Source organism: Klebsiella sp. K47, from assembly GCF_051858335.1.
GTDB lineage: Bacteria > Pseudomonadota > Gammaproteobacteria > Enterobacterales > Enterobacteriaceae > Klebsiella > Klebsiella pneumoniae.
The window spans coordinates 19,691-39,683 of sequence record NZ_JBPYUI010000022.1; the positions used below are offsets into that span (position 1 = coordinate 19,691).

Below are 19,993 nucleotides of genomic sequence, written 5' to 3' on the forward strand. Positions count from 1 at the left end.
AAAGAGAGTACGACTATGTATCACCTTCGTGTACCGCAAACAGCAGAAGAGTTAGAGAGCTACTACCAGTTCCGCTGGGAGATGCTGCGTAAGCCGCTGCATCAGCCAAAAGGATCGGAACGCGACGCCTGGGATGCGATGGCGCATCATCAGATGGTGGTGGATGAAGAGGGCAATCTGGTTGCCGTCGGCCGACTGTATATCAATGCGGAAAATGAAGCCTCCATTCGCTTTATGGCCGTTCATCCCTCGGTGCAGGATAAAGGGCTGGGGACGCTGATGGCGATGACCCTGGAGTCGGTAGCGCGTCAGGAAGGGGTTAAGCGGGTCACCTGTAGCGCGCGCGAAGATGCGGTGGAGTTTTTCGCCAAGCTGGGCTTTGTGAATCAGGGGGAGATCACTACCCCGACCACCACGCCGATCCGTCATTTTCTGATGATCAAACCGATCGCGTCGCTGGACGATATTTTGCACCGTGGCGACTGGTGCGCGCAGCTCCAGCAGGCGTGGTATCAGCATATCCCGCTGAGTGAAAAAATGGGCGTACGCATTCAGCAGTACACCGGGCAGAAATTTATAACCACCATGCCGGAAGCGGGGAACCAGAATCCGCACCATACGCTGTTCGCCGGCAGCCTGTTTTCGCTCGCTACCTTAACCGGATGGGGGCTTATCTGGCTGATGCTGCGCGAGCGGCATCTGGGAGGCACCATTATTCTGGCGGATGCGCATATTCGTTACAGCCAGCCCATTAGCGGCCGCCCCAGCGCCATCGCCGACCTCGGTTCTCTGAGCGGCGATCTCGACCGACTGGCGCGCGGGCGTAAAGCCCGCGTGCAAATGCAGGTGGAGCTTTTTGGCGACGATAAACAGGGCGCCGTTTTCGAGGGGATCTACATCGTGCTGCCGGCGAAGCCCTTTGGTTCGTACGAAGAGGGCGGCAACGAGGAAGAGTAAGCGCCTGCGGCAGTTATCGTCCTGGCGATGCCACACGCCAGGCGATATCCCGCATGGCATCACGCGCGGCGTTGCTGACGCCTCCCAGCTGAAAGAAGCCGTGGATCACCCCCAGATAGCGCTGACAGGAACTCTCCACCCCTTGCTCCGTCAGCCTTCGGTACAGCACTTCGCCCTCATCACGTAAAGGATCGAACTCCGCCGTCAGAATGTGTACCGGTGGCAGCCCGTTAAAATCTTCGCGCCAGAGCGGACAGGCATCCGGATGGTTTGCCGGCGTCGAGGCGAGGTACATTTCGTAGCCGCTCAGTAGCGTGTCCCGGGTAATCACATAGTCATCGCCATTGCTGAGGTAGCTCGCCATGCTGGCGGTGGGGTCAAGCATCGGATAAATCAGGATCAGTTGCGCGGGTTGCCACGCCGCTTTCGCTTTCAGGCGCAGGGCCGTGACCAGAGCGAGGTGCCCGCCGGCACTGTCGCCAGCCAGGGTGATACGTGATGCGTCAACGCCAAGCTGCTCCGCGTGCCGGTGGATAATCATGACACCTTGTTCTGCGTCATCGTGCGCCGCCGGAAAGGTATGCTCCGGCGCCAGGCGGTACTGTACAGCGATCACCCGGCAACCGCTGAACATGGCTAACTGACGGAGTTGGTTATCGTGGGTGGTAAAGCCGCCGCTGACAAAACAGCCGCCGTGGTAGTAGATAAGCGTGGGTAGCAGGCCGTCGGCAGTGGGCGGTGAAACGACGCGGAAGTGCATACCCTCCAGGGTGATATCCTCCACCCGCACTCGCGTTTCCGTCTCCCCGGCGAGTACCGCACTGGCGATATAGCCGGCCCTCCGATCATCAATATGCTGATCGCGTGATGACGGACGACCTGCCGCAATAAATGCCTCAACCAGCGAAGCAATCCCTTTTTCCAGCGCCATATGAAGTTCCTTATACTGTTTTAATATCCAGTGTTATAACCTGGATTATGGCGAAAAGACAGGCCTGTTGAGGTCGCCTGTGCATTATGGAAAGCGGCTCGCAAAAAAGAGTTTACCTGACAAAATCCTGTTTGTTTCCGATTTCAAAAGCTGTAGATTGCTCATAACTTCATCACTGGTGATATACTTGAGGTATATATGAGCATGATGGCTGAAAGGGATATGGGCAGAATTCTTCTCGATTTATCAGACGATGTCATTCAACGTCTCGATGACCTCAAAGTGCAGCGTAACATTCCGCGAGCGGAACTGTTACGTGAAGCGGTTGAACAATACCTGGAGAAACAAGATCGAGCTAAAGATACCATCTCCAGTGCGCTGGGTCTGTGGCAAGACTGCGAAGAAGACGGCATGGAATATCAACGTCAGCTACGCAAGGAGTGGTAATGACCTCCGGATCTGCGCTTTTTGATACCAATATTCTTATTGATTTATTTAGCGGGCGTCGCGAAGCCAAACAGGCGCTGGAGGCCTGGCCACCGCAGAATGCGATCAGTCTGATTACCTGGATGGAGGTGATGGTTGGCGCTAAAAAATATCACCAGGAGCAGCGCACGCGAATGGCGCTGAGCACCTTTAATATCATTAACATCTCACAGGATATTGCAGAGCGAAGCGTTGCGCTGCGGCAGGAGTATAAGCTTAAGCTGCCGGATGCCATCATTCTGGCGACGGCGCAACTCCATCGTCTGGAACTAATTACGCGGAATACGAAGGATTTTGCCGGTATTCCTGGCGTAGTCACGCCGTACGAAATCCACCCTGAATAATTCGAGTGGCAGGAGGACGACAAGTGAGCGACAGACTCGTCTGAAACGAATATCTCCAGCCAAAGGTTGGCCTCTGATAACGGTCAGTGACGCGTGTGAATAATCCCTGCGCACGTTCGTGTCACAAGAAGGAAAACGGGCGACAAGAGCCGCCCGAAATCATACTGCAGAACTTACTCCCCTTCGCCGGGGAACATGAACGGGTTAATTGAGCTTCTGGCGAAGCCCTCCTGTTCCATGCGGGCGTCGAGCACCAGGGAGGCCAAATCGTCGGCGACGGCTTCGACTTTCGGATCCTTCTCCTGATACATAATCTTCAGGTAGGTTCCGCAGTCGCCGCAGCTTTCGGCTTTCACCGCCGCCTGCTCGTTGTCCAGCGACCAGTAGTGCAGGTCGCGGCTCTGCTCGCAGTTGCTGCACTTGACGCGTACTACGTGCCACTCAGTTTCGCACAGGTTGCAGTGCAGATAGCGTAGCCCCTGAGTGGTGCCGATTTGCACGATGCTGGAGACCGGCATCGAGCCGCACACCGGGCAGAACTGGCGCTGTTCGCCGTATTCGGCGCGCGCTTTTCCTGGGATCAGACTGGCCATCTGCGCCCAGTAGAGCGACAGCGCAGCCCAGATGAACGGCGCTTTGTCGCTACTGACGGAGGCGAAATCGGAAACAAACAGCGCGCTGGCCATCTGCTCCAGCTCCTGCTCAGAGGCTTTTTCCAGATTCTCAATGACCGCCAGCGCCGGGCCGCTCATCTCCGGCTTCAGCTCGGCAATCAGCGAGTGCAACAGCTTGTGCCAGTGCTTGTCGCGCGGCAGGACGTGGATATCCAGCGGCGGCTTGCCCTGTTCGCTGGCCGCTTTAATGCGGGCGGTGAGATCCATCTGCAGCGGATGGTCGTACAGCACTACTTCCTGGGCATGGGCAATCAGCGCGGCAAAGCGCAGGTAATCGCCTAGCGGGTTATTAGCGGCCAGCTCGCGCAAGCGTTCAGCGCGGCGGTTATACAGATTTTTCAGCCTGGGGAACAGTAACGGCGGAATTGCTTCCGCCGTGCGTTTCTCGCTCGAACCCAGCTCGTCTTGCGGGATTATGCGAATACTCATTCAGATGACTTTTCCTGTTTCTGGCGGACCTCTCGGTACCAGCGCGGGTGATGTTTCTTCGCCCACGTTTTGGTAACCCAGCCTTCCACCATCGCGGTAATGGTGCCTTTCACCCAGAGGGCGGCGTAGATATGCACCATGATAACCACAATTAACGCCACTGCGGCAAATGAATGCAGCATCAGCGCAAATCGGATCACCGGGATTGAGAAAGCCGGCGCAAAATACGGACGCCAGATGATCACACCGCTCACCAGCAGCAGTACCAGGAAGATAATCGCCGCCCAGAATACGCATTTCTGGCCGAAGTTATAGCGCCCGGTATCGCCCACCTCCTCGTTGACGACGATCTTACGAATATTCTTCGCCCAAAAGATATCATCCCGATTGATTAGGTTGTGATGCCAGTAACGGAAAAACATGATGATAAACGACGCGAACATCACCACCCCGACGAACGGGTGGAGAATTCGCGCCAGCTGCGGCGTGCCGAGGATATGCATCAGCCAGTTAAAGGACGGGAAGAAAAAGCCTAACCCGCTCACCGCCGCCAGGACGAAGCAGAAGGCGGTGACCCAGTGGTTGATGCGTTCCGGCGCCGTGTAGCGCACGATGGTGTCACGTCTTTTCATTTGCGCACCTCGTCTTTCTCTTCATGCAGATTGTCCTCTTCCTCTTCCGCGCGGTTCGGACCGACGCCGACGTAGTGGAAGATACTGGCTGCGAAGGTCGCGGCGAAGCCGACGGCCGCCAGCGGTTTCCAGATGCCTTTCCAGAACTTGACGGTCTGGCTGATCTCCGGGTTTTCCGGCAGGCCGTGGTACAGATTCGGCTTGTCGGCATGGTGCAGCACGTACATGACGTGGGTGCCACCGACGCCGGCCGGATCGTACAGGCCCGCATTGTCATAACCGCGGGTTTTCAGCTCAGCCACGCGTTCGCCGGCCAGCGTTTTCATATCCTCTTTGGAGCCAAAGTGGATTGCGCCGGTCGGACAGGTTTTCACGCAGGCAGGCTCCTGGCCGACGGTCACGCGGTCTACGCACAGGGTACATTTGTAGACGCGGTTGTCTTCCGGGTTCAGACGCGGTACATCGAACGGACAGCCGGCGATACAGTAGCCGCAGCCGATGCACTGCTCGGACTGGAAGTCGACAATGCCGTTGGCGTACTGAATGATCGCGCCTTCTGACGGGCAGGCCTTCAGGCAGCCCGGGTCCGCGCAGTGCATGCAGCCATCCTTGCGGATGAGCCATTCCAGCTTGTCGTTTTGTTCCACCTCCGAGAAGCGCATGACCGTCCATGACTTGGCGGTCAGGTCCGCCGGGTTGTCATACACCCCGACATTGTGACCGACTTCATCACGAATATCGTTCCATTCGGAGCAGGCCACCTGACAGGCTTTACAGCCGATACAGGTGGTGACGTCGATAAGCTTCGCCACCTCCTGCTGGTGGTCCCGCGCCTGAGGCGCGGGGGTGAAACCGTTAGTCGCGGAACGACGAATAATATCTTGCGATTGGTAAGCCATAAGTCGTCTCCGTTACACCTTTTCCACGTTCACAAGGAAAGCTTTGAACTCCGGCGTCTGCGTATTCGCATCACCGACGAACGGCGTCAGGGTATTGGCAATAAAGCCTTTTTTCGCCACGCCCTCATAGCCCCAGTGAATAGGAATGCCGATGGTATCGATATCCTTACCGTCAACTTTCAGCGTGCGAATACGTTTGGTCACCACCGCCTTGGCTTTGATATAGCCGCGGTTGGAGGAAACTTTCACGGTATCGCCGTGGCCGATGCCGAGCTTATTCGCCAGTTTTTCCCCGATCTCTACGAACTGTTCCGGCTGGGCGATGGCGTTAAGCAGCGCATGCTTGGTCCAGTAGTGGAAGTGCTCGGTCAGACGGTAAGTGGTGCCGACGTACGGGAACTTCTCGGCCTTACCCATCTGCTCGAGATCGCCTTTGAAGACGCGAGCGGCCGGGTTAGAGACCACGTTCGGGTGCAGCGGGTTGGTTCCGAGCGGCGTTTCAAACGGCTCGTAGTGTTCCGGGAACGGTCCTTCCGCCATCTTGTCGATAGCGAACAGACGGCCCATCCCTTCCGGCTGCATGATAAACGGACCGACGTCGCTGCCAGGCGCGGCGGCGCTGTAGTCCGGAATATCCACGCCGCCCCATTTGGCGCCGTCCCATTTCAGCAACTGACGCTTCGGATCCCACGGTTTACCCTGCGGGTCCGCGGAGGCGCGGTTATACAGGATGCGGCGGTTGAGCGGCCAGGCCCAGGCCCAGCCCAGGGTATTGCCGAGACCGGATGGATCGGCGTTATCGCGGCGCGCCATCTGGTTACCTTCCGGCGTCCAGCTCCCGGCGAAGATCCAGCAGCCGCTGGAGGTGGTGCCATCATCTCGCAGCTGCGCAAAGGAGCTCAGCTGTTGGCCTTTCTTGACGATCACCGCGCCGGTTGCCGGGTCGGTGATATCCGCCAGCGCTTTACCGTTGCTTTCCATCGCCACTTCTTCCGATGCCGGCTCGTGTGGCGTGGAGTAGTTCCACGTCATGTTGAGCACCGGCTCCGGCGCCGGGCCACCCTCTTCGGCATACATCTTACGCAGGCGAGTGAAGATACCGGCGAGAATTTCACCATCGGTGACGGCGATCCCCGGGGCGTCCGCGCCTTTCCAGTGCCACTGCAGCCAGCGGCCGGAGTTGACGATAGACCCATTCTCTTCGGCGAAGCAGGTGGAGGGCAGACGGAACACTTCGGTCTGGATTTTCGCCGGATCGACATCGTTCGACTCACCATGGTTTTGCCAGAAGGTGGACGTTTCGGTATTGAGCGGGTCGATAGTCACGAGGAACTTCAGCTTCGACAGGGAAGCGACGACCTTGTTTTTGTTCGGGAACGAGGCGACCGGGTTAAAGCCCTGGCAAATATAGCCATTCACTTTGCCCTGATTCATCATCTCGAAGTACTGCAGAACGTCGTAGCTCTTATCCCACTTCGGCAGCCAGTCATAGCCCCAGCTGTTTTCCGCGGTGGCTTTGTCGCCGAAGAAGGCTTTCATCATGGAGACGAAGAACTTCGGATAGTTGCCCCAGTAGTTGACCTGGTCTTTCAGCAGCGGCTTCGGCGTGTTAGCCGTCAGGTAGGTCTGCAGGTCGGCCTGTTTTTCGTTCGGCAGCGACATGTAGCCTGGCAGGCTGGTGGAGAGCAGGCCGAGGTCGGTCAGACCCTGGATATTGGAGTGGCCGCGCAGGGCGTTGACGCCGCCGCCCGCCATCCCCATGTTGCCGAGCAGCAGCTGGATCATCGCCATGGTGCGGATATTCTGCGCACCGATGGAGTGCTGGGTCCAGCCGAGAGCGTACAGGAACGATGCGGTCTTATCCGGCGCGCTGGTTTCAGCAATGTATTCACAGACTTTGAGGAAGTCGGCCTTCGGCGTACCGCAGATGTTTTCGACCACATCCGGGGTATAACGGGAAACATGCTGCTTCAGCAGGTTCCAGACGCAGCGCGGATGTTGCAGCGTAGTATCGCGTTTGGCGAAGCCGTTTTCGTCCAGCTCATAGTTCCAGCTGGTTTTGTCGTACTGGCGTTTTTCTGCGTTATAGCCGCTGAACAGCCCGTCGTCGAAGCTATAGTCCTCACGCACGATCAGGCTGGCGTTGGTGTAGGCTTCGGTGTATTCGCGGTTGAATTTTTCGTTATTCAGCAGATACAGGATCACGCCCGACAGGAAGGTAATGTCGGTACCGGAACGAATCGGGGTATAGAAATCAGCCACCGACGCCGTACGCGTAAAGCGCGGATCGATAACGATGAGCTTGGCGCCGTTATGAATTTTGGCTTCCATCGCCCAGCGGAACCCCACCGGATGCGCTTCTGCGGCGTTACCGCCCATCACTACGACCAGGTTGGCGTTTTTAATATCAACCCAGTGGTTGGTCATCGCACCGCGACCAAATGTTGGAGCAAGACTTGCTACCGTTGGTCCGTGTCAGACACGCGCCTGGTTATCCACCGCCAGCATCCCGAGGGCGCGGGTGAATTTTTGCGTTAAATAGCCGGTTTCGTTACTGGAGGCGGAGGCGCAGAGCATCCCGGTAGTCAACCAGCGGTTGACGGTGGTGCCGGCGTCGTTTTGCGCGATAAAGTTGGCGTCGCGGTCCTCTTTCATCAGCTTGGCGATGCGATCGAACGCTTCGTCCCAACTGATTTGCTGCCATTTATCGGAGCCTGGCGCGCGATATTCCGGGAATTTCAGGCGGCTTTCAGAATGGATAAAGTCCACCAGACCAGCCCCTTTCGGACAGAGCGCACCACGGTTGACCGGATGATCCGGATCGCCTTCGATATGGAAAATGGATGCTTTGGCGTTTTTCGCGCCGTCGCCGAGGCTATACATCAACAGCCCACAGCCGACAGAACAGTATGTGCAGGTGTTACGGGTTTCGCGCGTGCGCAGCAATTTGTACTGCCGTGTCTCCGCGAGCGCAGTTGCCGGGGCAAAGCCCAGCGCTGCTGCCGTGGTTCCCGCCATACCGCCAGCGCAGATCTTAAAGAACTGCCTTCTGCTGACCTGCATGGTTCGCTCCTTGTTTCGACATTGTCACATGTAGTTATTTGCTTTGCGGTGAAGGCCGCAAAGGTTCAGAATTAGGGCAAATTTCCCTCATTCCTGAAGGGATAAAAACAGAATACCACATTGTGTGTATGCCTGTTCCAATACGGTTAAAGCAAAGTGAACAAGAAGCCTCTCGAACAAATCAAAAATGTGACGAATGTCACAGGATATCGCCAGGTCTCCCTCTGGAAACGCGAGGATCTGCAACACCCTCAGCCAGATGAGTTAGCGGAAGAGGTGCCCGTCGCGCTGGTCTACAACGGTATCTCCCACGTGGTGATGATGGCCTCCCCGAAAGATCTGGAGCAATTCGCCGTCGGCTTCTCCTTATCCGAAGGGATTATCGAGCACCGGCGGGAGATTTTCGGCATGGACGTGGTAGCGGTGTGCAACGGCCTTGAGGTGCAGATTGAGCTCTCCAGCCGGCGTTTTATGGGCCTCAAAGCCCGGCGTCGCGCGCTGGCCGGGCGCACCGGCTGCGGCGTATGCGGCGTCGAGCAGCTCAATGATATTGGTAAGCCGGTCCAGCCGCTGCCGTTCACTCAGTCGTTCGATTTAGCCAATCTCGATCAGGCCCTGGCGCATCTTAACGACTTTCAACCGGTTGGCCGGCTCACCGGCTGTACTCACGCGGCCGCGTGGGTCCGGTTGACGGGCGAACTGGCGGGCGGGTTTGAAGACGTTGGCCGGCATGTCGCCCTGGATAAATTGCTGGGCCGGCGGGCGGAAGTCGGCGAGGGGTGGCAGCATGGCGCCGCGCTGGTCTCCAGCCGCGCCAGTTATGAAATGGTGCAGAAGGCGGCGATGTGCGGCGTCGAGATCCTGTTCGCGGTCTCGGCGGCCACCACCTTAGCAGTGGAAGTTGCCGAGCGCTGCAATCTGACGCTGGTGGGCTTTTGCAAGCCGGGCAGGGCGACAGTTTACACCCATCCGCAGCGTTTAATTGCGGGTTAAATATTGGTCAATAAATTTGAACAATGACAGCAAATCCTTCCGCTTTTTGTTTAGCGATGTGCGGGATACTATTTAACACATCAAGGCACAGCGCCTTATCTAAACAACTAAATGAAAGGGTTTATATCATGAAAAGCATCAAAACTTTTGTCGCAGTAATCGCTATGGCCGCCTCTTTCGCTTCCTTCGCTGCTGAAACCGTGACCGCAACCGCCTCCACAATGGACGGCGCGGAAGCGAAAATCGCCGCACAGGCGCAGGCTGCCGGCGCTTCGTCTTACAAAATCACCGAAGCGTTTACCGGCAACCGCGTGCATATGACTGCCGAACTGAACAAATAAGCGTATAGCAACTGTCGAAAGAGCGCCTCAGGGCGCTTTTTTTGTTTTTGTTTTCCGCTTCCCGTCTCTGCGAAATTTGCCAATATTTTCCTCTGCTACGAAAAAAATGTGGCACTAATCACGTTTCCGTTCTTTTCTTAAATCCTCCTTTTTATGGCAAAGGAAAGGTCAGCACGCCTGAATATCTCGATTTTTTAACGCCATGAAATTTAAAGATATTAAAAACAGAAAGCGATGGAGATCACTCTCTTTAAATGGGATATGTATCACAAAAATAGGTGTTTCGCCGTACCTGTCAACTATTCACTGCGGTAATTTAATACGCATTATGTGATCTTCATTGCAAATAGAAGGCTTGTACTCAGGGAAAAATGTTGTCAGGCAAATGAGCGAGGATGCGTCATGAAAATTGGTATCGTTATTAGCGGCGGGGATGTTTCTGGAATGAATAATTTTATATTCCAGATAGCCAGGCAGGCTAATGCTGATATCACGCTGTTTAATGGCGGTATTCCAGGGCTACTGGAGAAAAGTCATCAGGATATGGCGTGGCGCGATCTGGTTGATTATTCAATTACCGCGGTGCCGATCATTACCTCGGGGCGAACCAGTCGCAAACTGCAGCGCAGTGAATATGAAAGCATTGCTAAAAAACTTAAATCTCTGCGTATTGATGTGCTCATTATGGCCGGGGGGGATGGCAGCCTGCAGTTTCTGAATACCCTTAGTGAATTTGAGATTAATTGCTTTGGTGTGGGAATGACTATCGATAATGATGTGTATGGCAGTGATTATACGATTGGTTTTTCCACGGCCTGTGAGCAAATTATTAAAGAAGTCTCTCGTTTAAGAAATACCGGAAGAGCGCTGCCCGGTCGGGTTTTTATGGTTGAGATATTAGGAGGCTATTGTGGAGAACTAACGTTGCAGTCCGCCATTAAATGTAATGCGGATATTGCCCTGATCCCGGAGGCACAGATGCCGTTGGCCGTGCTCGCGGAACGGATTACCCGGAAGCTGAGTACGCAGAATAGCGTCGTTATCCTCTGCTCAGAAGGCTATACCAAAGAGTACTCTCCCGGCTTTCAGGGGGCGATTGATACCATGATTAAACAGCTGGAACCACAAATAGGTGTCCGTATCCGTAAAACGATCGTCGGCTATGGTTTACGCAGCGGTGATCCAACCTGCGAAGAGATTTATCAGGGCACTATTATGGCCAGTGAAGTGGTTCGCTGTATTCAGTCAGGTATGAAAAATAAAGCCATAATAATTAATTCCAGTAACAAACCTATTCCGATTGATTTAGTCAGTATGAAAAAACGTCTGGTCGATACTGAAGGACATCATTATAAACTTGCCAAGCAACTCAATATTATTTGAGGAGACCCTCCATGCTGAAAATTTTATGCGTATGTGGCTGCGGCCTCGGTTCAAGCTTTGCCATTGAAATGACGGCGAAGGCAGTTTTAAAGAAGCTGGAAATTCCCGCTCATATTGAACACACCACCGTTTCCGAAGCTGGGGCTTTTAAATCGGATATGATTCTGACGCAAAAAACCTTTGCCGACATCTTAACCGCCGATGCCAGTGAAGAAGAAATTAAACGTGTCGTGGTATTGAATAAACTTACTGATAAAGAGGAGATTGAAACTAAGATCGTCGCATTCTTAAAAGAACGTCATCTGAAGGTGGCTGATTATGAATAGCTTCGTTGCGTTTATCGTTAAGGATTTACTCGGCCAGGCATCCATTCTTATTGCTTTTATTGCCATGCTTGGCCTGATCCTGCAAAAGAAATCGCCAGGCAAAACCGCGGAAGGGACATTTAAAACGCTGCTCGGTTTCTTAATTATGATGGCCGGGATAAACATCATTGTCGCCACGCTGACCTTCCTGAATGATATCTTCACCCAGGGATTTGGCATGAAAGGCTATATTACCGATGTGGCCGCCATCGCCGGGTTAGCGAATCGGGAATTAGGTTCGGAGGTGGCGCTGACGCTGCTGGTGATCTTTGCCGTCAATATTATTATCGCCCGTCTGACGCCGCTGAAATATATTTTTCTGACCGGCCAGGCGCTGCTGTGGATGGCGACGATCGGCGCCGTGATTGGCTATAAGTCCGGGCTCACCGGCGTACCGCTGATTTTAACCGGGGGCATCTTCGGCGGCGTGATGGCGGTGTTAATGCCGGCCCTGGCGCAGCCGGTGGTCAGGCGCATTACCGGGTCTGACGATGTGGCCCTGGGGCACTTCTGTACTATCGGCTATCTGGTGCAGGCTGCGGTCGCTAAAGTTGTCGGAAAAGGCTCTCGCTCCACGGAAGATCTCGAACTGCCTGATAACTTTAAGTTTCTGCAGGATACCTATCTGGCCATGGCGGTGGTGATGGTGCCGATGTATCTCATCCCGGCTATCGCGGCGGGGCCTCAGTACATCGCGCAGTTCTCCGGCGGCATTAATTACCTGATGTATGCCTTCATGCAGTCCATTCAGTTTGTCGCCGGGGTCTTTGTCCTCTATAGCGGCGTGCGTTTATTACTCAATGAGCTGGTGCCGGCTTTTCGCGGTATCGCGATGCGTATTGTCCCGGATGCAAAGCCCGCTCTCGATTGCCCGGTGCTATTTCCCTATGCGCCGAATGCGGTGATTGTTGGATTTCTGGCAACGACTGTCGGCTCGATTATCGGCATGCTGGTTTTCCCGATGTTCGGCCTGGCGATGATTCTCCCCGGGCTGTTAACCAACTTTTTCGCCGGCGGTACGGCAGGGGTATTTGGCAATGCGCTGGGCGGACGTCGCGGGGCGATGATCGGCGGGGTGATTCACGGCCTGTTTATCACATTTCTGCCGGCCATTCTGGTACCCATGCTGGAGAGCTACGGCTTTACGGGCGTCACCTTCAGCGATTCAGACGTCATCAGCTCCGGTCTGGTATTAGGCCACGCCTTCCAGAATAACTGGCTCTTTGTCGCCTTGTTTATTGTGTTTGTCGCCGCACTGGCATGGTTTGTAAACGTTAAATCCGCTAAGCCGAAAGGGGAAAGTGTTCATGAGTCTGTATAATTTTAATGAGATTTTAAAAATCGCTCAGGAAAGAGATTTTAAAGCGATTGGCTCGTTTAACTTGCACTGTATTGAGATGTTACCGGCTTTTTTCAAAGCCGCGCAAAACAGCCGCAGCCCATTAATGATCCAAATATCAACCGGTACCGCAGAGTATCTGGGGTATCGGTTACTGGTCGATGCCGTGCGTTCATTAGCAGACAGTGAAAATATCCCGACCTGCCTGCATCTCGATCACTGCTCCGATATTAAAGCCATCGAGACGGCAATGAATGCGGGCTTTTCTTCGGTGATGTACGACGGGTCTCACTTAAGCCTCGAGGAAAATATCGGTAACACGCGGATTGTGGTGGAAATGGCCCGGCCGCGGAATATTACGGTAGAAGGTGAGCTGGGGGCGATCGGCGGGTCAGAGGATGGAAAAGCGGTGGCTGCCGAAGATATCTGTTTTACTACCGTCGAAGACGCGACGCGTTTTGTGAAGGAGACACAGGTCGATATGCTGGCCGTCTCCGTGGGCACTGTGCATGGCCTGTACACAGGTAAAGCGCAGATACAGCATGCGCGGCTGAAGGCGATAAGCGAAGCGACGGGCGTGCCGCTGGTCCTGCATGGCGGCACAGGTGTCAGCGATGAGGATATGCGGCTGGCCGTCACCGAAGGGATTAATAAAGTGAACGTCGGAACGGAAATGAACGTGCAGTGGGTCGATCGCTGTAAATCAACGTTTGAGAAAGGAAAAGTAAATGACAGCGTACGGAAATTTTTAATTCCCGCCAACCAGGCAGTGACTGCCGTATTAATGGAAAAAATGGCGCTATTTAAATAGCGTTTTTACCGACACATATCTTTTGTTGCCCTGTCTTCCGCCAGGGAGGGAGCTTGCTATGTTTGAATCATTGAAAACGCTGTGGAAAAAAGAGCAAAACCCGCTGCAGGATTATGATCAACAGTCCCGTCAGCTGGCGGAAGAGATCGCCAGACTGGAAGGCGAATTACAGCGCCAGCCCGATAATAGCGACGTGCAAAAAACATTGATGTTGACTTACAACCGGGCATTATCGGTATATGCCAAAAGTAAGAGCCACCGGCAGGATATCGATGCGCTGTTTCTGCAGATTGATAATTTACGCAATATTATTCGCCGCAATATCTAGGAACAGAGAATGACCATAAAAGAACTGCTTATTGAGGCCGATGCCATTCAGGTTGGCGTTGTGGAGTCCGACTGGCAGCGGGTAATAAAGCTGGCTGCCCGCCCGCTGGAGGCAAAAGGCTTTATTTCGACGGAATATAGCCAGGCGGTGATCGACAATACTTTAAATCATGGCGCTTATTACGTTTTTGATGAAGGGATTGCCATCCCCCATGCCCGCCCCGAATGCGGCGTCAGACGCAACTGCTTTAGCCTGGTGGTGCTGGAAAAGCCTATTCCCTTTGCGGACAGTGAAAAAGCGGACATTGTTATTATGTTTGGCGCCCGGGACAGCAATGCGCATATCGAGGAGGGCATCCGTTCCATCGTCGCGCTGCTGGATAATAATGACACCATGGCCAAACTGCGGACGGCCCGCAGCCGGGAGGAGGTTGTCGCATTACTATGAACAGACATCTGACCCCAGGCTGCAAAACGGCCATTTTAATCAACGGCATTCCGGCGTCGGGGAAGAGCACCATTACCCGTTTGCTGGCGGAGACCTTTAGCCTGCCGGTATTGACGATCGACGGCATCAAAGAGCCGTTTATGGCGCGCCTGGCCCCTGTCGACCGGCCGATGAATCGCCAGCTGGGCTGCGCGGCGTATGAGGTGATCTGGTCGATTGTCGGCGCATCGCCTGCCAGCATGGTCTGGTTGATCGACGCCTGGTTCGGCTTTCAGCCGCGGGAGACCTTGCAGAGACTGCTACAGCAGGCGGGCGTGGAGCAGGTGATTGAGGTCTGGAACCATATCTCTCCGGAGCTGGCCGTCGCGCGCTATGCCTCGCGGCTGGCGACGCGGCCGCCGGGCCACCCCGGAGAAGAGTATTTGCCGGAGCTGGCCCAGCTGGCCGGGCGGGCGCAGCCCATGTCGTTAGGACCTGTACTGACGATAGACCAGCGGCACCCGCTGCAAATCGAACCGGTTATTCAGTGGCTTGAAGGCACGATCGCCGGACAGCACAGCGGTTTTACAGATTACGCTTACTCGTCCTAGGGCATACCCGCCAGGCGCAGCAGCGCGGTCACCACGGCGGCGGCGATAATCACGCCGATCAGCGGGACCTTGCGCCAGGCGAGGAACACAGCGAAAGCAACGCCCAGAACGCGCGCCATACCGGCGAAATGTGCGCCCTCATAGAAAGTGGTGGCCAGGGCGACGGAAAAAAGCAGCACCGTCGCCGCATCGGAAAGCAGCGCCTGCGAGCGCTCGGAAAATGCCAGCCGATTGCCGAGCTTCGCGCCGCCGAGGCGCATCAGATAGGTTCCCAGCGACAGGATGGCGATACCGGCGATAAACAGCGTCATATTGCCCATTATTTTTTCCTCGACAGTAAACCGAACAGCGAAAGCAGCACCGGCAGCCCGGTGGGCACAAACGGTACGGCGGCAAGCGCCAGCGCGGCGCCGCTGGCGGCGCGGATCAGCGTAGTGCGGTTTTTAAAGGCCGGGATCACCAGCGCCAGCAGGATCGCCGGGAAGACCGCATCAAGCCCGATGGTTTCCGGCGCTGGCAGCAGTTTGCCGACGGCCGCGCCGGTTAGCGTACCGAGGGGCCAGATCAGCGCGACGCCAGCGCCGCACAGCCAGTAGGCCGCTTTGCGCTGCGCGGGGGTGGGCTGCGACAAGCCAAAGACCACGCTCTCGTCGTTCATAATGTGGCATCCGATAAAGCCTAAGGCGCGCCGACCAACCAGTTCGCGTACGGTCACCCCGAACGGGATATGACGCGCATTGACTAACAGGCCGGCGGCGGCGGCGGCCAGCGGACTACCACCGCTGGCGACAATGCCGATAAACATGAATTCAGAAGCGCCTGCCAGCACGGACACCGAAAGCAAGAGCGGCACCCATAAAGGGAAGCCGTAAGCCACCGCCAGCGACCCATAGGACATGCCCACCACCCCGACGGCAAGGCAGACCAAAACAATCGCTTTTATCGTGTCTCCGCTGAGACTGGAGAGAGTTTGTTTCATATCACTTAGCCATATCGAACGAATTTCCATTATAATGAACACATAATGATCGTTTTTCAAGGCGAACGAATTGTTCGATATAAAAAACAAGGGGCGGGTATGACACAGCCAATCAGCGTTATCGCCAAAAGTCTGGTGCGGGAGCGGGCGCGGACCGGGCTTTCGCTGGCGGAAGTCGCGCGTCGGGCGGGTATCGCAAAATCCACGCTATCGCAACTGGAGTCCGGCAACGGCAACCCGAGTCTGGAAACGCTGTGGTCGCTCTGCGTAGCGCTGGATATTCCATTTGCCAGGCTGCTTGAGCCGCAGGTGAACAAAACGCAGGTGATCCGCCGCGGCGAGGGGACCAAAGTGGTGGCAGAGCAGGCGAACTATCAGGCCATTTTGCTGGCCGCCTGTCCGCCCGGCGCGCGTCGGGACATCTATTTGCTGCTCACCCAGCCCGGCGCCGACCGCATTTCGCATCCGCATCCGCCAGGCTCGGTGGAACATATTATCGTCACCCAGGGGCGGGCGCGGGTAGGGCTGACGTCGGCGCCGGAAGAGCTCGGCGAGGGCGACTATATCTGCTACCCGGCGGATCAGGAGCATGTTTTTCAGGCGCTGGAGCCGGATACGCAGGCCCTGCTGATCGCTGAGCAAAACTGACATCGCGTCGGCGGGGGACGCGCGCTCGCTGGACGTCATAGCCATATTGCGGGAAACTAGCTTTCCTATGCGAAAACAGGGATTTTTATGTCGCTGAAAGCCATTGCCAAACAACTTGGGATCTCCGTCACGACCGTCAGCCGGGCGTTGAACGGCTACGACGATGTGTCGCAGGAGACCCGCGCCCGGGTTGAGGCTGAAGCGCAGCGCCGGGGCTATCGCCCCAACACTTTCGCCCGCCGCCTGAAAATGGGCACCATCGATGCCGTTGGTCTCGTCTTTCCTGTCCGCCCCGCGCCGCTCAACAATAACGTTTTTCTCGAGATGGTCGGGGAGATCAGCCATGAGCTGGCGCGCCATGACATTGATTTGTTGCTGATCGCCGATGATGAGCAGGCGGATAAACATGGCTATATGCGCATGGTGCAGGGCCGTCGCGTCGATGCATTAATCGTGGCCCATACTCTGGATGACGATCCGCGGCTGGCGCAGCTGCAGGCCTCCGGCTTTCCGTTTCTGGCGCTCGGCCGTAGCCGCCTGGCGCAGCCCTACGCCTGGTTTGATTTCGATAACTATGCCGGCACCTGCCGCGCCACCCGCCATCTGATTCAACAGGGCCACCAGCGTATCGCTCTGCTGGGCGAGAACAACAATCAGGCGTTTATTTTGCAAAGGCGTAACGGCTACCTCGATGCCCTGCGCGAGGCGGGGTTATCCGATGCATGGCTGCGTAGCGTGCCGGCGACGCGCCGCGGCGGCTATCAGGCCACGCTGGAGCTGCTGCGTCTGCCTGAGCCGCCTACCGCGATTATCACCGACTGCAACACCCATGGCGATGGCGCCGCGATGGCGCTCGCCCACCTGGGGCGTTTAACCGGCGACAACCGCGTCGCCCTGGTGGTATACGACGGGCTGCCGCAGGACAGCATCATTGAGACCGATGTCGCCGCGGTGATCCAGTCCACGCGCCAGGGCGTGGGAAGGCAGATTGCTGATATGGTGCGTCGCTTAATCGCCGGGGAGGATCTCGCCACGCTGCAGGTGCTATGGCAGCCGGAATTTTTCCCGGGTGAAACCGCCTGATCTTACCCCTTTTTAACCCGTAATTCTGAAGCCGATCACGGATCCGAAACGTTTTGGTTGGCATCCGAAACGTTTCGGATCAACAGTAAGACATTCCTTGTAATGGAGATGTCTGATGTCTGATTCGCTGATTCACCTGCAAAGCGCCGGTGCCGATGTTGTGATTAAAACCCGCCCTTTCGCCGAAATTGTCTACTGGGGACCGCATTTAAGCCACTTTTCGCCGCAGGATGCCGACAGCCTGACGCGCCCGGTCGCCAACGGCAGACTGGATGTCGATTCGCCAGTGACCTTAATGGCGGAGCTGGGCCATGGTCTGTTTGGCGCGCCGGGCATTGAAGGCCATCGTCAGGGGCTGGATGCCTCTCCGCTGTTCACCACCAGCGAAGTGCGGCACGAGGGCCAGACGCTGACCCTGGTCAGCGAAGATCCGCAGGCCGGCCTGCGCCTGCAGAGCGAGATCGCGTTGGATGCCAGCGGCGTGCTGAGCGTGCGCCATGGCGTGACCAATCTGCGCGTCAGCCCATGGCAGGTGGATCGCCTGGCGGTCACATTGCCGGTCGCCGAACGCGCTCGCGAGGTGATGGCTTTCCATGGCCGCTGGATCCGCGAGTTTCAGCCTCATCGCCTGACGCTGGAGCACGACAGCTTTGTGCTGGAGAACCGCCGCGGGCGCACCTCTCACCAACATTTCCCGGCCCTGATCACCGGCAGCCGCGCCTTTAGCGAGATGCAGGGTGAAGTCTGGGGCGTGCATCTGGCCTGGAGCGGTAACCATCGCCTGCGGGCGGAGGTGAAAACCGATGGCCGTCGCTATCTGCAGGCCGAGGCGCTCTATCTGCCGGGCGAAATGGCGCTGGCGGAAGGGGAAACCTTGTGGACGCCGTACCTGTATGCCAGCTACTCGGCGAATGGGCTGAACGGCATGAGCCAGCAGTTCCATCGTTATCTGCGCGAACGGATTATTCGTTTCCCGGGCAACAAACCGCGCCCGGTGCATCTCAACACCTGGGAGGGGATCTATTTCGACCACGACCCGGACTACATCATGCGTATGGCCGACGAAGCGGCGGCCCTGGGCGTCGAGCGCTTTATTATCGATGACGGCTGGTTTAAAGGGCGCAACGACGACTGGGCGGCGCTTGGCGACTGGTATCTCGATGAGAAAAAATACCCCTACGGCCTGACGCCGGTTATCGATCACGTGAAGTCTCTGGGTATGGAATTCGGTATCTGGGTGGAGCCGGAAATGATTAACCCGGATTCCGATCTGTACCGGGCGCACCCGGACTGGGTGCTGGCGCTGCCGGGCTATACCCCGCTGACCGGCCGCCATCAGTTTGTCCTGAACCTCAACATTCCCGAAGCGTTTGATTATCTGCTGGAGCGGATGAGCTGGCTGCTGGGCGAGCATGCGGTGGACTACGTGAAGTGGGATATGAACCGCGAGTTGGTGCAGCCTGGGCATCAGGGACGCGCCGCTGCGGACGCGCAAACGCGCCAGTTCTACCGCCTGCTGGATACGCTGGTGGCCCGTTTCCCGCACATTGAATTTGAATCCTGCTCCTCCGGCGGCGGACGGATCGATTATGAAGTCCTCAAACGCAGCCATCGCTTCTGGGCGTCTGACAACAATGACGCCCTTGAGCGCAACACCATCCAGCGCGGCATGAGCTACTTCTTTCCACCCGAGGTAATGGGCGCGCACATTGGCAATCGCCACTGTCATGCCACCTTCCGCCAGCATAGTATCGCCTTCCGCGGCCTGACGGCGCTGTTCGGTCATATGGGCCTTGAGCTGGATCCGGTGAGCGCTGATGAAGAAGAGCGCGCCGGATACCGAAAATATGCGGCCCTGCATAAACAGTGGCGCGACGTGATCCATCACGGCGTGCAGTGGCGAATAGATATGCCGGACGCCACCACCCTTGCCCATGGCGTCGTCAGCCCGGATAAAGCGCAGGCGATCTTCCTCGTCAGCCAGCTGGCGATGCCGGACTACACCCTGATGGCGCCGCTGCGCCTGGCGGGCCTGGAGGCGAGCGCCCGCTATCAGGTGACGCTCCTCGATCATCCGAACATTCAGATCACCGGCGAGGGCGGCCACACCATGCGGAAGCTACCGGCATGGATGACGACGCCGCAGACGGTGAGCGGTGAGTGGCTGCAGCAGGCGGGGCTGGCGCTGCCCATCCTCGACCCGGAAAGCGCCATTCTGATTGGTCTGCAACGCGTGTGATGGTATCGGGCCGCGCTGCGGCCCTTCTTGAG

22 protein-coding genes are annotated in these 19,993 nt (G+C 56.4%); 15 read left to right on the top strand and 7 right to left on the bottom strand.

Annotated features, from left to right (window positions below):
- The first annotated feature begins 15 nt into the window (after window positions 1–15).
- On the top strand, window positions 16–957 hold the full coding sequence (gene fabY / locus RRF55_RS19625) for a fatty acid biosynthesis protein FabY (RefSeq protein WP_012543287.1): 942 nt from the start codon (window positions 16–18) through the stop codon (window positions 955–957).
- A 13-nt stretch (window positions 958–970) separates the two neighbouring features.
- On the opposite strand, the gene RRF55_RS19630 is transcribed toward fabY, so the two are convergent.
- A complete protein-coding gene (locus RRF55_RS19630) occupies window positions 971–1,888 on the bottom strand; it encodes an alpha/beta hydrolase (protein ID WP_012737090.1) in 918 nt (305 codons plus the stop codon).
- A 204-nt stretch (window positions 1,889–2,092) separates the two neighbouring features.
- Between RRF55_RS19630 and RRF55_RS19635 the strand changes: the two genes are divergently transcribed.
- Together RRF55_RS19635 and RRF55_RS19640 are read left to right on the top strand one after the other, a co-directional pair.
- The gene (locus tag RRF55_RS19635) at window positions 2,093–2,335 is read left to right on the top strand and encodes a CopG family transcriptional regulator (RefSeq protein WP_004150355.1); all 243 of its coding nucleotides are present in this window, start codon (window positions 2,093–2,095) and stop codon (window positions 2,333–2,335) included.
- Window positions 2,335–2,718, top strand: coding sequence for a type II toxin-antitoxin system VapC family toxin (locus RRF55_RS19640; protein ID WP_002882817.1), 384 nt, complete (start codon window positions 2,335–2,337; stop codon window positions 2,716–2,718). Before RRF55_RS19635 ends, RRF55_RS19640 begins: the two co-directional genes overlap by 1 nt.
- Before the next feature lie 173 nt (window positions 2,719–2,891).
- On the opposite strand, the gene fdhE is transcribed toward RRF55_RS19640, so the two are convergent.
- The 4 genes from fdhE to fdnG are packed head-to-tail and all read right to left on the bottom strand — an operon-like array spanning window position 2,892 to window position 8,415.
- On the bottom strand, window positions 2,892–3,821 hold the full coding sequence (gene fdhE, locus RRF55_RS19645) for a formate dehydrogenase accessory protein FdhE (RefSeq protein ID WP_004150358.1): 930 nt from the start codon (window positions 3,819–3,821) through the stop codon (window positions 2,892–2,894).
- Entirely contained in the window at window positions 3,818–4,453 is a 636-nt protein-coding gene (fdoI, locus tag RRF55_RS19650; protein ID WP_002882818.1) for a formate dehydrogenase cytochrome b556 subunit, read from the bottom strand. Before fdoI ends, fdhE begins: the two co-directional genes overlap by 4 nt.
- Window positions 4,450–5,352, bottom strand: coding sequence for a formate dehydrogenase subunit beta (gene fdxH, locus RRF55_RS19655; RefSeq protein WP_002882822.1), 903 nt, complete (start codon window positions 5,350–5,352; stop codon window positions 4,450–4,452). Before fdxH ends, fdoI begins: the two co-directional genes overlap by 4 nt.
- Window positions 5,353–5,364: 12 nt before the next feature.
- Window positions 5,365–8,415, bottom strand: a complete 3,051-nt coding sequence (gene fdnG / locus RRF55_RS19660) for a formate dehydrogenase-N subunit alpha (RefSeq protein WP_085921749.1) — start codon at window positions 8,413–8,415, stop codon at window positions 5,365–5,367.
- Between the two features lie 156 nt (window positions 8,416–8,571).
- Between fdnG and fdhD the strand changes: the two genes are divergently transcribed.
- The 9 genes from fdhD to RRF55_RS19705 all read left to right on the top strand — a co-directional run bounded on the left by fdhD (window position 8,572) and on the right by RRF55_RS19705 (window position 15,012).
- Entirely contained in the window at window positions 8,572–9,408 is an 837-nt protein-coding gene (gene fdhD, locus RRF55_RS19665) for a formate dehydrogenase accessory sulfurtransferase FdhD (protein ID WP_002882828.1), read from the top strand.
- Between the two features lie 128 nt (window positions 9,409–9,536).
- Window positions 9,537–9,749 (top strand): YdgH/BhsA/McbA-like domain containing protein, encoded by a 213-nt coding sequence (locus RRF55_RS19670; protein WP_002882830.1) that lies wholly within the window; start codon window positions 9,537–9,539, stop codon window positions 9,747–9,749.
- Window positions 9,750–10,151: 402 nt separating this feature from the next.
- Entirely contained in the window at window positions 10,152–11,132 is a 981-nt protein-coding gene (locus RRF55_RS19675; RefSeq protein WP_002882831.1) for a 6-phosphofructokinase, read from the top strand.
- Window positions 11,133–11,143: 11 nt separating this feature from the next.
- Window positions 11,144–11,458, top strand: a complete 315-nt coding sequence (locus RRF55_RS19680) for a PTS sugar transporter subunit IIB (protein WP_004151864.1) — start codon at window positions 11,144–11,146, stop codon at window positions 11,456–11,458.
- The gene (locus RRF55_RS19685; RefSeq protein WP_064153644.1) at window positions 11,451–12,818 is read left to right on the top strand and encodes a PTS sugar transporter subunit IIC; all 1,368 of its coding nucleotides are present in this window, start codon (window positions 11,451–11,453) and stop codon (window positions 12,816–12,818) included. The genes RRF55_RS19680 and RRF55_RS19685 overlap by 8 nt, the downstream gene beginning before the upstream one ends.
- Complete coding sequence (locus tag RRF55_RS19690; protein ID WP_002882856.1) at window positions 12,805–13,647, top strand: class II fructose-bisphosphate aldolase; 843 nt, start codon at window positions 12,805–12,807, stop codon at window positions 13,645–13,647. Before RRF55_RS19685 ends, RRF55_RS19690 begins: the two co-directional genes overlap by 14 nt.
- A 58-nt stretch (window positions 13,648–13,705) precedes the next feature.
- Window positions 13,706–13,975: a hypothetical protein gene (locus RRF55_RS19695; RefSeq protein ID WP_002882858.1), complete on the top strand. Its 270-nt coding sequence runs from the start codon at window positions 13,706–13,708 to the stop codon at window positions 13,973–13,975.
- Window positions 13,976–13,984: 9 nt separating this feature from the next.
- Window positions 13,985–14,422, top strand: a complete 438-nt coding sequence (locus RRF55_RS19700; RefSeq protein ID WP_002882861.1) for a PTS sugar transporter subunit IIA — start codon at window positions 13,985–13,987, stop codon at window positions 14,420–14,422.
- Window positions 14,419–15,012 carry an AAA family ATPase gene (locus RRF55_RS19705; protein ID WP_002882862.1) on the top strand — a complete coding sequence of 198 codons (594 nt, stop codon included), beginning with the start codon at window positions 14,419–14,421 and terminating at the stop codon, window positions 15,010–15,012. Before RRF55_RS19700 ends, RRF55_RS19705 begins: the two co-directional genes overlap by 4 nt.
- On the opposite strand, the gene RRF55_RS19710 is transcribed toward RRF55_RS19705, so the two are convergent.
- Together RRF55_RS19710 and RRF55_RS19715 are read right to left on the bottom strand one after the other, a co-directional pair.
- The gene (locus RRF55_RS19710) at window positions 15,009–15,332 is read right to left on the bottom strand and encodes an AzlD domain-containing protein (protein ID WP_002882863.1); all 324 of its coding nucleotides are present in this window, start codon (window positions 15,330–15,332) and stop codon (window positions 15,009–15,011) included. The two genes, RRF55_RS19705 and RRF55_RS19710, sit on opposite strands and share 4 nt — an antisense overlap.
- Window positions 15,332–15,991, bottom strand: a complete 660-nt coding sequence (locus RRF55_RS19715; protein WP_064153643.1) for an AzlC family ABC transporter permease — start codon at window positions 15,989–15,991, stop codon at window positions 15,332–15,334. Before RRF55_RS19715 ends, RRF55_RS19710 begins: the two co-directional genes overlap by 1 nt.
- 99 nt (window positions 15,992–16,090) lie before the next feature.
- On the opposite strand from RRF55_RS19715, the gene RRF55_RS19720 reads away from it, so the two are divergent.
- The 3 genes from RRF55_RS19720 (at window position 16,091) to RRF55_RS19730 (ending at window position 19,961) form a co-directional block, all read left to right on the top strand.
- Window positions 16,091–16,639 carry a helix-turn-helix domain-containing protein gene (locus RRF55_RS19720; protein ID WP_002882865.1) on the top strand — a complete coding sequence of 183 codons (549 nt, stop codon included), beginning with the start codon at window positions 16,091–16,093 and terminating at the stop codon, window positions 16,637–16,639.
- An 87-nt stretch (window positions 16,640–16,726) separates the two neighbouring features.
- The gene (locus RRF55_RS19725) at window positions 16,727–17,722 is read left to right on the top strand and encodes a substrate-binding domain-containing protein (protein ID WP_004146243.1); all 996 of its coding nucleotides are present in this window, start codon (window positions 16,727–16,729) and stop codon (window positions 17,720–17,722) included.
- 115 nt (window positions 17,723–17,837) lie between these two features.
- A complete protein-coding gene (locus RRF55_RS19730) occupies window positions 17,838–19,961 on the top strand; it encodes an alpha-galactosidase (protein WP_439419157.1) in 2,124 nt (707 codons plus the stop codon).
- The last annotated feature ends 32 nt before the right edge of the window (window positions 19,962–19,993 follow it).

Excerpts from the sequence above, each read along its gene's own strand:
- RRF55_RS19700 (WP_002882861.1), top strand. The coding sequence starts at position 13,985 with ATGACCATAAAAGAACTGCTTATTGAGGCCGATGCCATTCAGGTTGGC.
- fabY (WP_012543287.1), top strand. The coding sequence starts at position 16 with ATGTATCACCTTCGTGTACCGCAAACAGCAGAAGAGTTAGAGAGCTAC.
- RRF55_RS19720 (WP_002882865.1), top strand. The coding sequence starts at position 16,091 with ATGACACAGCCAATCAGCGTTATCGCCAAAAGTCTGGTGCGGGAGCGG.
- fdhE (WP_004150358.1), bottom strand. The coding sequence starts at position 3,821 with ATGAGTATTCGCATAATCCCGCAAGACGAGCTGGGTTCGAGCGAGAAA.
- fdoI (WP_002882818.1), bottom strand. The coding sequence starts at position 4,453 with ATGAAAAGACGTGACACCATCGTGCGCTACACGGCGCCGGAACGCATC.
- RRF55_RS19680 (WP_004151864.1), top strand. The coding sequence starts at position 11,144 with ATGCTGAAAATTTTATGCGTATGTGGCTGCGGCCTCGGTTCAAGCTTT.
- RRF55_RS19690 (WP_002882856.1), top strand. The coding sequence starts at position 12,805 with ATGAGTCTGTATAATTTTAATGAGATTTTAAAAATCGCTCAGGAAAGA.
- RRF55_RS19675 (WP_002882831.1), top strand. The coding sequence starts at position 10,152 with ATGAAAATTGGTATCGTTATTAGCGGCGGGGATGTTTCTGGAATGAAT.
- RRF55_RS19730 (WP_439419157.1), top strand. The coding sequence starts at position 17,838 with ATGTCTGATTCGCTGATTCACCTGCAAAGCGCCGGTGCCGATGTTGTG.
- RRF55_RS19670 (WP_002882830.1), top strand. The coding sequence starts at position 9,537 with ATGAAAAGCATCAAAACTTTTGTCGCAGTAATCGCTATGGCCGCCTCT.
- RRF55_RS19635 (WP_004150355.1), top strand. The coding sequence starts at position 2,093 with ATGATGGCTGAAAGGGATATGGGCAGAATTCTTCTCGATTTATCAGAC.
- RRF55_RS19640 (WP_002882817.1), top strand. The coding sequence starts at position 2,335 with ATGACCTCCGGATCTGCGCTTTTTGATACCAATATTCTTATTGATTTA.
- RRF55_RS19705 (WP_002882862.1), top strand. The coding sequence starts at position 14,419 with ATGAACAGACATCTGACCCCAGGCTGCAAAACGGCCATTTTAATCAAC.
- RRF55_RS19695 (WP_002882858.1), top strand. The coding sequence starts at position 13,706 with ATGTTTGAATCATTGAAAACGCTGTGGAAAAAAGAGCAAAACCCGCTG.
- RRF55_RS19715 (WP_064153643.1), bottom strand. The coding sequence starts at position 15,991 with ATGAAACAAACTCTCTCCAGTCTCAGCGGAGACACGATAAAAGCGATT.
- RRF55_RS19725 (WP_004146243.1), top strand. The coding sequence starts at position 16,727 with ATGTCGCTGAAAGCCATTGCCAAACAACTTGGGATCTCCGTCACGACC.
- RRF55_RS19630 (WP_012737090.1), bottom strand. The coding sequence starts at position 1,888 with ATGGCGCTGGAAAAAGGGATTGCTTCGCTGGTTGAGGCATTTATTGCG.
- fdxH (WP_002882822.1), bottom strand. The coding sequence starts at position 5,352 with ATGGCTTACCAATCGCAAGATATTATTCGTCGTTCCGCGACTAACGGT.
- RRF55_RS19685 (WP_064153644.1), top strand. The coding sequence starts at position 11,451 with ATGAATAGCTTCGTTGCGTTTATCGTTAAGGATTTACTCGGCCAGGCA.
- RRF55_RS19710 (WP_002882863.1), bottom strand. The coding sequence starts at position 15,332 with ATGGGCAATATGACGCTGTTTATCGCCGGTATCGCCATCCTGTCGCTG.